A 16317-nucleotide genomic window follows, 5' to 3' on the forward strand; every position below is an offset into this window, starting at 1 on the left:
GTTTTATGCCCCTTTTACAATGTGCTTATAAGCATCTTCCAGACTAATTTCTTTTTGGTCTAATGTAATAACGTCCGGAAAATATTGAAGTAACTCGTTTTTAATCTCTTCTTTTGAATGTGACATTTCTACTTCAAAAGTAATGTGTTTATACTTTTCACTAATTATCTTCATTTTTACATTTTTAATTACTTCACTATTTTCTATATTTTTTTCAGTCGAATTTTCTACAGTAGCTTCATAAATTCTAATTGAATTACACGACTCCTTTATTTCTTGTGGAGTTCCAATAGTTTTGAATTCACCGTCATTTAAAATCCCAATACGATCGCATAACTCGTCAGCTTCTTTCATGTAGTGCGTAGTTAGGATAATCGTAATATTCTTAGCTGATAAATTTCTGATAATTTTTCTGATATGCTCGCCGATTACCGGGTCTAAACCGATTGTTGGTTCATCTAAAAAAATTATTTTTGGATTATTTATTAGTGATCGTGCAATGTGTAATCTTTGAATCATACCTTTAGAAAAGGTGCGAATTTTATGCTTTGCTTTTTCCTCCAACTCTACCAATTTGATGACTTCGGTTACTGTCTTCTCTTGGTCTTTTTTAGGAATCTTGTACAGACAACAGAAATACCTTAGATATTCCTCTGCTGTTAGCCTTCCATAAACGCCACTTTCGCCACCAAACATAAAATTAATTGATCCTCTGATTTGTGTATCATTTTTTATTACATCATGTCCAAGTACCCGTACTGTCCCAGATGATGGTGCAAGTAACGTACACAGTATCTTAGTGGTGGTCGTCTTTCCTGCCCCATTCGGTCCCAGTAACCCGAACACTTCACCTTCAAAAACATCAAACGAAATACCTTTTAATGCAGAAACAATTTGCGATTTGCCTTTTAATTTAACTTCATATTCTCGAGAGAGATTATTAACCTCTATTACTTTTTTCTTCAAGATATGACCTCTCCTAACTCGATAACTAATAAAAAACCTTAAGGAAAACTTACTATTATACGATCTAGGTGATTATGAATCCGCAGACACTGTCAACTGCTTATAGTGAGTTATTTCAATTAATAGTTACGCGCTTCATTAAGTCTGCCTAAAATATACCATACATTCAAATTGATAGATTTTTAAAAGTTCGACAATTAAACAACCTTATTTACTCTATTAGCTGAAATTCATTGAACTTAAAGCGTTTTAGCTGATTGCTAATGTTTGTAAGTGTTGAAAAGCTTTTCACTTATTAACCCGGTTATTGACTCGATATTATCATGTATAAAGAAATGCCCACCTTCGAATAATGCAAATTCGCATGGCTTACTTGTGTATTCTACCCATTCTTTGAGTTGTGCAAATGTTGAAGTTTGATCATCTGTGCCATGTAAAATAAGTAGACGACATGGTAGTAAAGTATCTTTATGTTCGAACTTGTAGGATTCGATAAGTTTGAAGTCCGCTTTAATTACCGGAAGAAAAAAACTGAATAATATATCATTATTAATGATTTCCTCAGGTGTTCCACCAAGTTTTAATAACTCTATTTTTAAATCTTCATCTGACAAGTTATGCTGGATTTTATTTGAACAAAGATGTGGCGGTTTCACACCAGAAATAATACTGAGTGAAGGTAACCTTAATTTACATGAGTTGATTTTATGAACTAATTCAAAAGTAAGTAAGCCCCCCATACTATGCCCGAAGATGGCATATGGAGAGTCATCGATCTCTGTTGCAATGTTTTTCAAAATATCATCGATCGCTTCTTCAAAATCGGTATAAAATGGGTGTTGCAGTCGTTTACCTCTACCCGCCAGCTCCACAGGAATTAATTTTATAGATGAATGGAGATGCTGTTTCCATTTATAATAGATTGAAGATGATCCTCCGGCATATGGAAGACAAAAAAGCTTAAAGTTCATCAATCTCCCTCCTCAATAAACATAATCACTCAAGTGTGATAGTACTATAGTGCCTTCATATATGAAAAAAGTAATTTTATTAAGCTTACACTCTTACCACCTTAAATATAATCAAAGTTAATAATAAAATAGTAGTACTCTTATGTATTGGTATTTGTACATAGAAAAATAAACAATGTTGATGATATTGTTACACAGGAAAGGTATGAGGGCAAAAGTGATTCGTTACGTACCGCCTCAAGAAACAAAAAGGATAGCGCTTTGTGCTATAAAAGTCCCATTGGTAATGGATTCAGATATTTTCAATCAATTTTCCCAAATGGTTTCACCGGAAAAAAATAAAAGAATCATTCGCTTCAAAAATCAGGTTGATGCCTATAGAACATTAGTCGCAGATGTATTAATTCGATCTGTAATTTGTAGGGAATTACAACTTAGAAATAGTGATCTTACTTTTTCTAAGAATCCCTATGGAAAACCCTACTTAGTTGACGCTCCAAATTTCAACTTTAATGTCTCACATTCAGGTAAATGGATAGTATGCATAACACACAATGCAAGTGTTGGTATCGACATTGAGGAAATTAAACCAATTGACCTTAGCATGGCGGAGCGTTTTCTATCAAGGGAAGAATACAATGATCTATTTGCTCAACTTCCGGAAGACAGATTGCATTATTTTTATGACTTGTGGACGCTAAAAGAGAGCTATATAAAAGCTATAGGAAAAGGAATGTTCATTCCATTAAATTCATTTACAATAAGAAAATCCAAGAATGAAGACATCACGTTATTAGACAATCAATTGAATCAATTATCTATGTTTTATTTTAAACAGTATATTCTCGATGAAATGTATAAAATGTCAGTCTGTGCTACTATAGCGGATTTTCCGAATGAAATAATAATTCGTGATATACTAGAGTTGCGAGATGAAATGATCAATAAATACTTGTGAATATTTTCGTTATCAGCCTAAATACATATGCTCTCCATGGTTCTGCTCACTAAAAATGTTTATCACGAATTATGTACTGTTGATTCATGACGTTTACACCATAATTGTACTGCTGTTGCGTGATATCCGGGTGAGCAGCCCTATAAGCTTCATCATATTCCGCTGATACCGGTGTGCTTAATGCGCTTACAAATAATAGACTAGCTACAATCATACCCAGTTTCTTTTTCATCTTTTTCCCTCCGATAGTTGTCTTTTTCTATCATAATTCTTACTTTTCATTGATGCAAAAAAAGTAACCGACTTGATTGGATGGTTAACCTCCCAAATCACGTTTTTTGGATTTTATTCATACACATACATTTGCATCAGCCGATTATCCAGGACCCTTTAAACATTATGGAATGGTATGTATAGACCACATTGTTAATATCGTTTCTGTTTCACAACCAATAATAACCGAAGTAAAAAGATGAAGATGGTTTTATATATGTTATTCAACTAACGGAAATCAGATAGCGGAATAGTGGTTGCTAAGGCAACCGTTTTTTATTACTCCGCTAACAGGCAGGATAACTGAACAAATACTGATATTAAAACAAAATGTACTGCTTAATTTTTAGCCATAAAACTGTGCACGGATGGTGCTTATGAAGAGAGTGCTTGTAATTTACTTACTTTTATGTATTTTGAATACGAACTTAGTCAATGCAGCTTGGTGGTCGAAACCACCACTGCAGGTAACCCATTTTGGGTCTATTGGTCGTTGATTTGGGCAGTGGATTTTTTCGTTGCCTAATTCATTACGAAGCTATAAATTCTAAATGCATCTCCTTCAAATTCTTCATAATCATCCCAAGCAGTAAATGATTCGTTCGTAATGGAGTAACTTATATAGGTTTCAAAATCTATCTGAATTATTGGCAATTGTTCATCGGTAATGACCGAATAACCTGTAAACGACTTATCTCCTACTTCAAACGATTCTGGTTTATCGCTCACTTTGCGTCTCTTGAAGAATAGTCTAAGCGAATTAACTGCTGGTTCTGTCGTTCCAATTAAATCAATGGACTTTCATCAATCCTCTTTACACGGAGTTAAGACTAAGGATAACTTTGTGTAAAGGGGTTGTTTTTCTATGGTGCGTAAAAAGTATGACAAAGCCTTCAAGATAGCTGCCGTGATGCAGATCATGGATGAAGGAAAGAAGGTCTCCCATGTTGCGAAGGCTTTAGGCATTCTTCCTACGATGCTGAGCCGATGGGTGTATGAATATCAAACACACGGTGATGAAGCATTTACAGGTAACGGGAAACCAATCGCCAACAAGGATCTCGAAATCAGACGGCTACAAAAGCGCTTGGAAGAACTCGAAAGGGAGAATGAGATTGTAAAAAAGTTTCAGGCATTCTTGAAGGAGCCCGAGTAGCCAAGTATCGGTTTATTCAAAGCCACGTAAAAATCTATCCCGTCCGGCTCATGTGTAAAGTGCTTGGAATCAGCCCCCAAGGGTATGATGACTGGAAGAAACGCAGAAAAAGTCAACGAACCATCGACCAGGAAATTCTCGAGGAAGCCATTCTGCAAGTGTACAAAGAATTCAAGGGTCGATATGGCAGTCCCCGGATCGCTTTAGCGTTGTGCAAACGCGGCTTGTTTACCAGCAAGAACCGTGTCGCTCGCCTTATGCAGCGGATGGGACTGGCTGCCGTTTCTTATCGAAAACGAAGTCGGATCGGACGGAAACCAAAAGGAAAAGGATCGGGAATCATGGACAATTTAGTGAAACGTGCGTTTGAAGCCCAAACGAAAAACACGCTCTGGATTGGAGATATCACTTACCTTCCCCTTCAGCATGGATTTCTCTATCTGGCCACTTATCTTGATGGATTTTCAAGGAAAGTTGTCGGTTGGGCAATGAACACCCGAATGACCGAACAGTTGGGGATAGACGCCTTTTTGCAAGCCGTTGGAAGGGAACGCCCGTCAGCAGGACTGATTGTACATACGGATCGAGGTTCGCAATATACAAGCCGACGTTACCAAAGCACCTTGGCAGCACATGGAGCCATCCTCAGCATGTCCCGCTTGGGAGATCCATATGACAATGCCGTGATGGAGAGCTTTTACAAAACGTTAAAACGCGAACGGATGCCGGAACAAGAAAGTTCACCAATGAAAAGGAAGCACGAAATGCAGTCTTCGAGTACATCGAAATGTTTTATAATACGAAAAGAATGCATTCCGCATTGGGTTATATGAGCCCAGTGGAATATGAAAAACAACATTCATAACAGATTGGTCTTACCTTCGTGTCAAGTAAATTAGGGAAAGTCCATCAGAGTTTATCCCAGTATCCTGCTTCTGGAAAAAATCATTTACTTCATCTCCGTTGTCCATAATTCGAGCTACGGTTACTCGACAACAACCCCTTTACTAGAGTGACTCTGTTGCTGAACTAACCTCCCTCTATGTAGGTTCACTTTTCTCTAAAATCCTGCGATTCTCGCAGGATTTCGCGTTTATTGAAATCGTCCAGATCATCTTCTTTGTGGCTGGAAGTTGAAGTGAAGGAAAATCTAGGGGCGGAGAGATCGCAAAAAGGGTACCCACCTAGCCACTTGTTTCTAAAAAGTGGATACTTAGGAGATGTATAGTCGCACTTATGGATCTCCACTCATATCATGGAGGTCAACCCTCCCATAGTTCGATCAGGACCGCACACCTAAATAAGATTGATCTCGCCGTTGAAAGGAATAAAAAATGCCCACACTCCAACCAAAACAGTGATTTTAACCGTATACATCTTATAGGTCATGATCATTGTACAATACCTAGAAAAGGGACCATTTGGCCCCTTTTTATTGTTAATCGTAGTTATTAAACATAGATAATAAACTTTAAAGGGTATGTAATGTTCAACATTACAACAAACGAAACAATTAACCATTTCACAAAATACTTACTTCGGTTATAATCATCAATTTATCACTGATTATTGGCCCGTTTTATCATCTCAAAATGGTGCTGAGTATAAAACCGGAAGCCTTTTCTCCTTAAAAAGTTTCGAAAGCCTTCAAATACTAAAGAAAATTTTTGATCGTCAGGTAATACGTTGTAATCCTTTAAGTCAAAAATAGCTCCAAAGTTATTAGTTTTCGGATGGTCCCCTCCATTAAATCTTCCCAATATTAATTGATTATAATTTGGATATTCACAAAATTCATATTTATAAGTAATGATTTCCCCAGTTTCTAATTGGATTGACAACTCATTGCCATCGCTATAGAGGTTACTTCGATAACTATGATGGTTTAGAATTTCATTGTACTCTTCAAATATTTTATATATTACTTCATACTCTTCATCAGTACTTAATGGTTTAGGATAATAGTTGTTTTTGATTATGAATTTACCACCTCTGCTAATACACAAAGTATTACAATCAATGCTTCTATCTATTACGGAACCAGCACCTATTACACTACCAGCTCCTACTGTAACACCAGGTAATATTGTACAATTAGTTCCTATATAAACATTGGATTCAATAGTTACCGGTTGATGCCTATAGGAGTACCCTTGTAGTGCCGGTTGCCAACCGCTATGAGTGAAAATCATGCTCCTATTAGATATCACTGTGTCGTTTCCAATCTCTATACCACATCCACAATCCAGAAAAACATTATCCGTTAAAGCAGAACGTTTGCCTATTCGAACATTCGCTTGAGGGCTATAAGTTCCTCCACCACCTATAACGACATCTTTTCCAGAATAGAAATTCTCTTCAATGATCAGATTATTACAATTAACCTGTAGATTTACACCAAGAATGGATGTTCTTCCAATCTTTAAAATTCCATCGCATTCTATGCTTACGTCCTTTGATACCTTTACATATTTCTCAATAACTACGCTCCTTGCTTTGATTTTGGCGCTGTCATGAATAATTGCTTCTGGGTGAATATCAATAAACTCCGCACTAATTGGCATAAGCAAAACTCCTTTCAATAAAATTTTGATAAATTGTTAAATCCCTATTCCTTCATATTGAAAGTTCATTTCTTCTAAAGCCTTCTGTGGCAAAAAATTTCTTGTGTCAAAAATCAACTTTTTTCGTAAGTTTGCATATATCAAATTCCAATTCAGGTGTAAATATTCTTCCCAATTTGTAAGTAATACGAGGATATCCGCTTCATTAGAAACTTCCTCCGCTTTTTCGCAGTAAATTACATTCAACTCAGGATTATTCATTCTAAAAGTATGATTCCCCTGAGGGTCATGCACTTTTACTTGTGCGCCTGCATAAATCAATTCTCTAATAATATCGCCTGTCTGAGCATTTCTGGAATCATCGGTATTAGGTTTAAATGTTAATCCTATTATTCCGATCGTTCTTCCTTCTAAGTAACCTAATAAATCCCTCATTTTATCTACTACATATTTTTTCATTTGATTATTAGATTCAATCGCTGCTTTTACAATTGAAAGCTCTCTACCCATCCTTACACTATGAGAAAACAATTCAGCTGTATCCTTCGGAAGGCATGACCCACCCCACCCCGGTGAAATTTGGAAGTATTGATTTCCAATTCTTGAATCCATCCCAATCCCTTTTGCAACATCTAAAACATTGGCATTGGTTACCTCGCACAATCTTGCTAATTCGTTTATAAAACTAATCTTTATCGCTAAATAGGCATTAGATGCATATTTAATCATCATTGCAGAAATTGGATCTGTTTCAAAATATGAAGTTTTTCTTGAGATTGCAGTCTCATCTATTCGAATAAAATTATCAAATAAATAATATTTTGTTCTATTTAAAATATCACTATAAAGATTCTTCATAATTTCCGAAGCTTTAGTGTTAGTTGAACCAACGACTATTCGTTCGGGATATAGAAAGTCTTCCAACGCAGTTCCTTCCCTTAAAAATTCTGGATTGCAAACTACCGAGAAATGTTCCTCGTTTATTAAACCTGAGTTTTCTTGAATAATGTTAATAATTTCATTCAATGAGTTAACTGGAGTAGTAGATTTAATTGAAATTACAGTATAACCACATGGATTTAAATTCTTTGCGATATTCCTAGCAGCTAACTTCATATAGTCGAGATTAGTCGATCCATCCTTGTTTAGTGGAGTACCCACGCATATCATTACTAAATCCATGTCTTTTATTGTAGAATATGAATTTGTAGCAAGAAGCCGATCCTCCACTAAGTTTTCAATAAGCACCTCTAATCCTTTCTCAAAAATTGGGCTTTTTTTTTCTTTGATTTTATTAATCTTATTACAATCATTGTCAATTACTGTGACTGTGTGACCTAAACAGGCGAATACTATTGATATAACACTGCCAACATATCCTGAACCTATACATGCAATATTCATCTTTGTTATAATTAACCTCCACTATTTTAAAAAGAGCTACATTAACGCCGTTTTATATAAGGTTAGATAATCCTTGTACCCTATCTCGACGCTAAGATCTAGTATATTCTACAGCTCCGTGGCCTATAGTTTAAGAATTTAACAGAAAAGGAGTGAAAGGCTTTGACGAGACCGCCAAAGCCAGTTGATTTAGTATTTTCTTGCTATCATTACTTTCCTTTTAAACCCAAGCGGTAACTGAGCGCCTACTAACTATTTGTTTATTTTCTAGAGGAAATTATTATCTTTTTCACGCATTAAAACTTACCAATTACAACCCGATATCCTCTGATTCCTTGATGAGGCTCATTCAGATCGCCATATTTATCAATTGCCCATTTTTTGAGTAACTCTATCGATATTTTTAATGCTTTGTCGCTAACACCAAATGTGGAAGAGCCTCCTCTATTAGCGAAATGATCAATTTTCGAGGAGAAAGTTTCTATTACAGGCCAGGTTCCCAGTGTAATGATTTTTGCAGAACCACCATTACTTCTAATACACTCTACGATTTCATCATCTTTTACAGTTCCAGGTGGTTTATTGAACTTCTCGTTTTGATCAAGAATAAATTCCTCCCACCGATTTCTTACTTCTTTAGTTGGAGGTTCACTAACCCAATATTCCTCTCCATGAATGAAATAACCGCCTTTTTTAAGCACTCGTTTCGATTCATTTATAACATCATGCCAATTTGGGATATGACGTAAAACTTTCGTTCCCCAAATAAGATCGAACATGCCTGTCTCAAAAGGTAATTTTGTTGCATCAGCTAACTGTAATTTAACTTTATCTTGATTCTGAATGTCACACAGTTTTTCTTTAAGCAATGCCATCATATTTTCTGAGATATCGACCCCATAATATTCATAACCCTTTTTTATAAAAGAAAGGGCCATCCTTCCCGTTCCTATTCCTATTTCGCATACCTTTGATGCATCGGGTGTAAGTTCAGTCATCATTTCAATTAGTTCAGTGATAATTGGATAAATATAGCTTGGATATGCTCTTGTTTGGTCATAAAGATGCGCGATAGAATCAAAATTGTTTGAAGTCATTTGGAATTACTCTCCTCTATTAGTAAGTGTACGTAATATGGAAGTGTTCATAACTTCCTGCATACTTATCCAGTGCATCCTTTAGCCTGATAATTTGACGAGGGTTTTCTAATAATTCAAACGCCTTTTCTGGTGTAAAGTAACCAATCTCAATCGATTCATCGCTGGTCTGAAATTCTCCACCAACTGGTCGGCAGAGATAGCTAAAGTTTAAAATTCCCCGCTTCATATTTTTATATAAACCGACAAAACCTATTATTTCTGCCTTTATTCCCGTCTCTTCAAAAATTTCACGTAAAACTGCATCTTCAATTTTTTCATCTAGTTCTACGACTCCACCAGGCATTTCCCAGGTCAGCTTATCGCTTCTCTTCTGCAACAATACTTGTCCTTTATCATTTAATACAATTCCTGTCGCTCCAACATAATGTTTCGGTAAATCCAATGAAAAGCGATAATCTCCCTTATCGTTAGACATATTAACTTCCTCCTCATTAATTATTTAAAATTAATAACATCCATCCACGTTGGTTGAAGCAGTTTTGTAATTTCCCCAGCAATATCTTCCTTAGGTTGATCAACTAATCCAATTCTGCTGCCTTTTCGATTAAGATAGAAATCAGGAATATAATATTTTCTTCGAAAATTTAGTTGATTCTCGTCTGAAGGTAAAATTGAATATACTGGAGGAGTTTTCTCTGATACCAACGTATTTACAACATATCCAGAGAGGAAACCAACTAATAGGTCAGTTTGAGAAATGACACAATGTACATCTAAAAAATCTATACCCTTTATAGTATTATCCATAAGACTGTAAACATCATCCATCTGTAGAAGTCGATTTAGGAAAGTCTCAGACATCGGATCTGCATTAAAGTTATCCATCGGAAAACTCTGTTTTCCAAATGTCGTTTCGCCAATTAATATAATGTTTGAATCTATTTTTCTTCTAACAGATGTAATCAGATCATACCAGTCTTTCAATCTCCATGTATATCCTGTAGAAAACGGTTTCTCTCTTAAATTAAAACAAATTGTTGGTTTATTTTTTGTAATTTGTTCCAAAAACTTTTCAGCAAATATTTTATTACTCTCTAGTACTGTTGGGTTCCACTTAGTTGATACTGGAAATTTCGGATCTAATGAAATGGGGCCTAACACATCGTAAAAGAGGGAAGATGAATCTAAGTTATACTTATCCCAAACCTCCATTCTGTCTGAAGCACACATCGGCACCATGGAATGAAAATCAGGGCTTATAATAACTGAATCAATCCATCTTTCATTTCTAATTTGCTGCTCCACTATGTGTGCAATATTTCGTGGCGTCTTAAACTCGACTATCATATGAATGTCAGGAAAATTAGCTTTTATTCCATAGAGTACAGGAAGACAACTTGCAATTTCCCCAAAAGTTCCCTTTAACTGAAAATAAATTTTCTTATAGTGTTGTAGGGATTTAGAAGGAAAAACAAATCTGGGTTCATACAATAGTCCGTATTCATGACAAATGTGAATTAGCTTTTGCTTGATGTTCAAATATTGTTCCTGACCACCAATTCTCCATTTATCGTCGGGATTATCTGTTCGCACATAAACTCCAATTACAGGCGTTTTGCATTCCTGCGATCCAATATAATCCAAGTAAAAGCCAGAATAGTATCCTTTTGACTGAACTCGGAAAAACAGTTCAGTAGGATCAGCAGTTCCAAACAAATCAAAAATAATTGTTTCCAATAGTTCCGGTGAGGAATTATTTATTATTTTTAGATCTTTAAGTACAATGCCGAACATCATCCCGAGTTCACTTCCTCCTCCGGTAAAGCAACTTGAAATGATAGTACCCTATGGTGTCCAGTATCAGAAATTAATATGTTTCCCTCCTGAGTAGCGGATATCCATCTTAAGAAGAAGAATTCTTCTATTACAGGCGCCCCCTTAGGGAATCTAATGGAAACAATCTTACCTATCCACTTATCGTACTTTTTCTCCAATTGAATTATTCGATGTGCATCCGTATCAAGAACAAGAAGAATATTGTCATAAAAAAACGCATACCTAGGTTGAGTAAAGTTCTCACGTTGCCCATCAATATAAAACGAGTCAATTATCTCAAGATTGCCATCATCATTAAAAATGACTATTTGATGTTTAGCTGAATTTGCGACAATTATCCCGTTCTTGAGGTAATTAGCTGAGTGAGGATCTAGCATGTTTTCCCATTTTCTTAATACATGACCATGTCTATCTATTTCTACTACCAAGTTACTGAGTGTTAACGTTACCAACAGTTTATGTCCTGATTTATCGATTTGTATATCATGAGGATCACCAATCGGATATTTATTGCCCTTTTCGATAATATATTGAAGTTTTCCGGTGATGCGACCTGTATGATAGTTTAAAAAAACTATTCTATTGTTTCTGCCATCTCCAATTACGAGCTCATGTGTATGTTCATTAAAAACCGCACATCTAGGCCAATGGAATCCATCCTCTAGATGGTTATCGAACACTCTTTCAACTTCATTCGTAATAGGATTTACCTCTAATACGTTATTGTGATATGTATTTGATATTAGCCAATTTTTGTTAGGTAACTCAGTAACTGATCTAGGAAAAGCAAGCTTAAAGATGGATATCTTTGGTTCGCCAATTTGGGAAACGATTTTACCGTTTGGTGAAACCTCAATAATTCTAGAATTCGCAGAGTCTGCGATTACAATATTCCCATTTGATAACCATTTGGCGCACATCGGTCTCCAGAGTCTGTTTGTCTCAGAACCTAACTGACATTCCTGGCCATATTGCCAAGTGATCCTTCCCTCTCGATTAACCTTAATAACTCTTCCATTGAGAGTGTCTGTAATCAGAAATTCTTGGTCACGTTCACTATACATTGCAAAATGTGGTGCACACAAAGAAAGACCTCGACCGGGGGTATGATCTTCGCCAAAAGACCATAGAATATCTCCGCTTCGATTAATCAGCAATACTTGATGTCTTGCAGCAAGTGTAAGTAATAAAGATTCACCTAGCATTTGGATACTTGAAGGTTTAACTTGAGGAGCGTAATGAAACACTTTGGTTCCAGTATCCGTTTCAATTACTATCTCATCTGAATACGTTACTTTTTTAATTTTTTGGGAAAAATTCAAAGATTTTCCTCCGTTATCAATCACAATGATTTCATTCTTGAAGGCAATCCCAGTGTCGATTATTTTGTGACCATCGTACTTATAGATTTTTTTTTCATCAATGATGATGTCCAACTTATCATCATCTGCAATTTCAAAGAATGTTGGCTGTCGCAAACAGGATGCTGACTTAGGTGCATAAATTGGTCCAAATTCTTTTTCAAATAGTAAATTCATTGCATTCCCCTCAAACAAATTCAGCATGCTGCTTTGTTTCCAAAGCAAGATACGAAATTATATCATTATAAATCCAGTATCTCTTAGCGCGGTCTGTTGCAGCAACTTTACAAATGTGGTTGCATACACCTTGTTCGATTTTTTTTATGACTACCTGCCTTCTCTCACTATTCCAGACTTTCTCAAGACCATTTTCTAATACATTACCAAAAAACATCTCAGGGTTGTCTTTTTGGAAGCAACAAGGAGCCATCACTCCATCTGTTCTTATTATTCCAATAAGCGAATGTGATTTACAAAGCGAATTTTCTTGATTTATTTCTTCATGAGCAGCAATTATCACTTTAAAGTCTGGTGTTTCTAAAAGTTTAGTTCTATCCAAATTATTTCTAATTGTATTTTTAATCTCTTCTGAATACTTTATCTTTTTACCTATTGTTGGTATTTCTGGTCTAAAAGCAATGTATCGTGCTTTTAATTCCTTTGCAATTTCTGCTGCTAGAACGATTTCTTCCGCATTGATCTTATGATAAACAAAATTAAAACCAACGACTAAGGAGGTATTCGCACTTTCTTCTATAAGTCTTTTTGCAGAGGATAGTATTATGGGTAATCTTGCATCTGGATTTGGACGGTGTAATCGATCGTGCATTTCTGTAGACGCGGCATCTAAGCTTATACGCACCCATTCACATGAATTTATTACTGCTTTTCTGATCGTGTCATCGCTTAATTTGGCTCCATTTGTAATCAAACCAACTCGTATTTCTTTTTCCTTTAAATAACCGAGTACCTCTACAAAATGTTTATAAGTTGTAGGTTCACCTCCTCCTTTGAGGACTACCGACTTGACTCCTTTCGAACGAAAATCATCAAATAGCTTGAAGATGCTCTCCAGGCCAAATTCCATATCTTTCTTTCTATTGGTGCGATCCACACACCATACACAATCATGATTACAATAGTCAGTAAGGTCCATTTCGACCATAACTGGATACTGATTTTTACCGTCCGCAATTGCTTTAAGTTCAGGGTAAAGATTTAAATATCGTAGTGGATCAAACCATTGCGACATGTTCGCACCTCTTACAAGAAATTTGGATGAAACTGCTGAAGCGGATTTTTAGCATGCCATAACACTTTATTCGCTTCATGTCCTTTACAATTTGGAGGGCATTTTTGCACATTAATATTAGAGATAATGTTCTTTCTTCTCTCTCCCCACCAAATTTCTTCTAAGGTGTTCTCATTTAAGTTCCCTAACTTGAAATTCTCATTTCCACGCTGATTGCAACACACATATAGGGTTCCGTCCGCATTGATTAACCCCTGTAAATGATGAGATAAACAACAATGATAATCTCTTCCGAAGTTTTCCATTATGATAGAATCAAACTTATGTCCAATAACTAGTACCTTAAATTCATTGTTTGAATACGTTTTGGCCTCATCTAGGAGTGGATATACCTCATTAGCCCACCAATCCTTGCTATATTGCTGACCTCCCTGATGTTCGGCAAACACAACCGGCTTAAATTCAAGGTAATCCACACCTAAATTTCTCATTAATTCAGCTGCTTTGACTATATCTTTGTAGTTTGTTTCATGCACAATAACAGATACCCCTACAGTAGTGCCAATCTTTCTCTTAACTATTTTTGAAATATTATTAATTACGGTATGAAAGGTACCTGGTCTTACTCGATGGGCTTTTTGATAGGTCTCATCTGTACCTGCATCTAAACTAAATCTGATAAATTGGAAGCCTTTAGTAATTGCGTCAATGTGATGATCGTTCAATAGTTGACCATTTGTGTATAAGGCTTGCTGCAATCCTAATTCATATGCATGGTGAAAAAACTCTGCCAGGTGAGGGTTCGTTGTTGGTTCCCCCCCACCACTCCACGTGATGGCCTTCGTCCCATTCTTTGACATTGAAGTTATTGCGTTAAGTAATACTTCTCTTTCTAACATTTTTTTATTAGGAAGTACCTCCGTATAGGAACACCAGACACAATCATGATTACATAGATTTGAAGGATCAATCCCAAAATGAATAGGCCAAACTTGTTCATCATTAACAAGCTTATTTACTTTATCAAGATGCCACCATAGCTTTTTTCCTATATCAAAAGAGGTTAAATCTTTTAAAGAAGGTTCCATATTACTTATCACCACCTAGAATCTTCATATTTAATAGTAATTTTGCATTATTCTCGATCCTCTCAACCGCATCGAATGTTTCATCCAAGTGTCTACCAATAGTAAATAACCCATAGTCAAAATCCACCAAGAATCCTAAACTATGTTGCTCAAGCCCTTTTTCGTATTGCTTCATCGTTCTGACCACAGTAGATGAAAAACGATGCCTTCTCTCGATGAGCTCAGCATTTCCGGCAAACATTGATTTATTCTCAGTTTTCAGTGGGATTAGTTTTAAGTCCCCGCCATTTTTAATAAATTCTTCTTCGCTTTCATCGTATATGATTGGTACTGGTCCCAATCGGATTGCCGCTGGAGTGATTGGCTTTGGAGATATTCCGAGCGCCGCAAAAGCTCCTGTTGTGTGCGAGTGGACATGCATAACTGCGTTTGCATTTGGGAATGCTTTCAGAATTGCGACGCTGATTTGGGTAGATGCTGGAACCGGTCGATGACCACTGATTTTGTTAAATTCCCCATCAAATAATACAAGATCATCTTCAGAGTCGATAAATCGCCTAAAGCTAATTCCAGATCCTGTATTTAGAAAACGATTTTCCCCTACTCTTACCGTAATAATTAGTCCTGTTGTATCAGTGAAGCCTCTTTGATATGGCAACTTACTTAACTGTACAATCGCCTTTCGAACATCTGTATAATCCATAGATATTTCCTCCAATAGTTAATATAAATTTGCTTGCCTTAAAGTTAAGTTTACAAAAGCATTATGTTCGATTCTTTCCAATAGATCGTAACAATGTAATAAGTCATGACCGCAAATTACAATACCATGCTTTGGTAGAAGCACTGCAAACCCTTTTCGCTTATCAACTTGTCTCAATAAATTTCGTACGGATTTACTAATTACTTCAGACCTTCTGATAATATCAGCACGTTTTACGAAAGTGTCAGGGTACTTTCTTTCCACTGTAAATTCTTTTTCCCATGGCACGTTTTCAAGTACTGGAACATCACCAAGACTAAAAGTAGTCTCAGTAATCGAAGGTATCGGCAACTGGGCGCATGCGTAAACCAGACTATACTTTCCGTGCACATGAAGACATGCATTAAATTCTGGAAATTGCTCAAGAATATCCCAATGAATAATCGCATCTGCGGGCAATAATGTATTACCTTGAATGTATTCAAATCGATTATTTACAACTGGAATTTCTTCCGGAGGAATTTTCCACATTTTTTTAGCAACACCACTGGGAGACTGCAAATAATGCTGATCATTAATTCTGACTGTTATACTTGAACCACAGGTTTCTGTATAACCTTTTTCAAAACAGAGCCTTCCAATCTCTATCATGTTTAATTTTTCTTTCAAGTACATACTTTATCTC

At 36.1% G+C, this 16317-nt stretch carries 16 protein-coding genes and 2 pseudogenes; 4 read left to right on the forward strand and 14 right to left on the reverse strand.

Annotation, left to right across the window (positions count from 1 at the left end):
* Window positions 1-3: 3 nt before the first annotated feature.
* Complete coding sequence (locus ACTHO6_RS18560; protein WP_440243169.1) at window positions 4-966, reverse strand: ABC transporter ATP-binding protein; 963 nt, start codon at window positions 964-966, stop codon at window positions 4-6.
* 260 nt (window positions 967-1226) lie between these two features.
* On the reverse strand, window positions 1227-1937 hold the full coding sequence (locus tag ACTHO6_RS18565) for a thioesterase II family protein (protein ID WP_440243170.1): 711 nt from the start codon (window positions 1935-1937) through the stop codon (window positions 1227-1229).
* Window positions 1938-2154: 217 nt separating this feature from the next.
* Here ACTHO6_RS18565 and ACTHO6_RS18570 point away from each other — a divergent pair, with 217 nt between their 5' ends.
* Complete coding sequence (locus tag ACTHO6_RS18570) at window positions 2155-2895, forward strand: 4'-phosphopantetheinyl transferase family protein (RefSeq protein ID WP_440243171.1); 741 nt, start codon at window positions 2155-2157, stop codon at window positions 2893-2895.
* A 49-nt stretch (window positions 2896-2944) separates the two neighbouring features.
* On the opposite strand, the gene ACTHO6_RS18575 is transcribed toward ACTHO6_RS18570, so the two are convergent.
* Together ACTHO6_RS18575 and ACTHO6_RS18580 are read right to left on the reverse strand one after the other, a co-directional pair.
* Entirely contained in the window at window positions 2945-3127 is a 183-nt protein-coding gene (locus ACTHO6_RS18575; RefSeq protein ID WP_440243173.1) for a hypothetical protein, read from the reverse strand.
* A gap of 563 nt (window positions 3128-3690) precedes the next feature.
* On the reverse strand, window positions 3691-3897 hold the full coding sequence (locus ACTHO6_RS18580; protein ID WP_440243174.1) for a hypothetical protein: 207 nt from the start codon (window positions 3895-3897) through the stop codon (window positions 3691-3693).
* Between the two features lie 136 nt (window positions 3898-4033).
* On the opposite strand from ACTHO6_RS18580, the gene ACTHO6_RS18585 reads away from it, so the two are divergent.
* The 3 genes and pseudogenes from ACTHO6_RS18585 to ACTHO6_RS18595 all read left to right on the forward strand — a co-directional run.
* Window positions 4034-4324 carry a transposase gene (locus ACTHO6_RS18585; RefSeq protein WP_440243175.1) on the forward strand — a complete coding sequence of 97 codons (291 nt, stop codon included), beginning with the start codon at window positions 4034-4036 and terminating at the stop codon, window positions 4322-4324.
* A 14-nt stretch (window positions 4325-4338) separates the two neighbouring features.
* Window positions 4339-4998: pseudogene (locus ACTHO6_RS18590) on the forward strand (IS3 family transposase); the annotation flags it as partial.
* A gap of 95 nt (window positions 4999-5093) precedes the next feature.
* Window positions 5094-5189: pseudogene (locus ACTHO6_RS18595) on the forward strand (IS3 family transposase); the annotation flags it as partial.
* Between the two features lie 694 nt (window positions 5190-5883).
* On the opposite strand, the gene ACTHO6_RS18600 reads toward ACTHO6_RS18595, so the two are convergent.
* The 10 genes from ACTHO6_RS18600 to ACTHO6_RS18645 all read right to left on the reverse strand — a co-directional run bounded on the left by ACTHO6_RS18600 (window position 5884) and on the right by ACTHO6_RS18645 (window position 16307).
* Window positions 5884-6888: an acyltransferase gene (locus tag ACTHO6_RS18600; protein WP_440243176.1), complete on the reverse strand. Its 1005-nt coding sequence runs from the start codon at window positions 6886-6888 to the stop codon at window positions 5884-5886.
* Between the two features lie 36 nt (window positions 6889-6924).
* Window positions 6925-8292, reverse strand: coding sequence for a UDP-glucose dehydrogenase family protein (locus ACTHO6_RS18605; protein ID WP_440243177.1), 1368 nt, complete (start codon window positions 8290-8292; stop codon window positions 6925-6927).
* A gap of 296 nt (window positions 8293-8588) precedes the next feature.
* Window positions 8589-9389 (reverse strand): class I SAM-dependent methyltransferase, encoded by an 801-nt coding sequence (locus ACTHO6_RS18610; protein WP_440243178.1) that lies wholly within the window; start codon window positions 9387-9389, stop codon window positions 8589-8591.
* A gap of 19 nt (window positions 9390-9408) precedes the next feature.
* Window positions 9409-9867, reverse strand: a complete 459-nt coding sequence (locus tag ACTHO6_RS18615; protein ID WP_440243179.1) for an NUDIX hydrolase — start codon at window positions 9865-9867, stop codon at window positions 9409-9411.
* 20 nt (window positions 9868-9887) lie between these two features.
* On the reverse strand, window positions 9888-11189 hold the full coding sequence (locus tag ACTHO6_RS18620; protein ID WP_440243180.1) for a hypothetical protein: 1302 nt from the start codon (window positions 11187-11189) through the stop codon (window positions 9888-9890).
* Entirely contained in the window at window positions 11186-12766 is a 1581-nt protein-coding gene (locus ACTHO6_RS18625) for a hypothetical protein (protein WP_440243181.1), read from the reverse strand. Before ACTHO6_RS18625 ends, ACTHO6_RS18620 begins: the two co-directional genes overlap by 4 nt.
* 10 nt (window positions 12767-12776) lie before the next feature.
* Window positions 12777-13841 carry a radical SAM/SPASM domain-containing protein gene (locus ACTHO6_RS18630; protein WP_440243182.1) on the reverse strand — a complete coding sequence of 355 codons (1065 nt, stop codon included), beginning with the start codon at window positions 13839-13841 and terminating at the stop codon, window positions 12777-12779.
* 11 nt (window positions 13842-13852) lie between these two features.
* Window positions 13853-14929 carry a radical SAM protein gene (locus tag ACTHO6_RS18635; protein WP_440243183.1) on the reverse strand — a complete coding sequence of 359 codons (1077 nt, stop codon included), beginning with the start codon at window positions 14927-14929 and terminating at the stop codon, window positions 13853-13855.
* A gap of 1 nt (window position 14930) precedes the next feature.
* A complete protein-coding gene (locus ACTHO6_RS18640; protein WP_440243184.1) occupies window positions 14931-15632 on the reverse strand; it encodes a class II aldolase/adducin family protein in 702 nt (233 codons plus the stop codon).
* Between the two features lie 18 nt (window positions 15633-15650).
* A complete protein-coding gene (locus ACTHO6_RS18645) occupies window positions 15651-16307 on the reverse strand; it encodes a class II aldolase/adducin family protein (protein WP_440243185.1) in 657 nt (218 codons plus the stop codon).
* Between the last annotated feature and the right edge of the window lie 10 nt (window positions 16308-16317).

Source organism: Brevibacillus sp. SAFN-007a, from assembly GCF_051967035.1.
Classification (GTDB): Bacteria; Bacillota; Bacilli; order Brevibacillales; family Brevibacillaceae; genus Brevibacillus.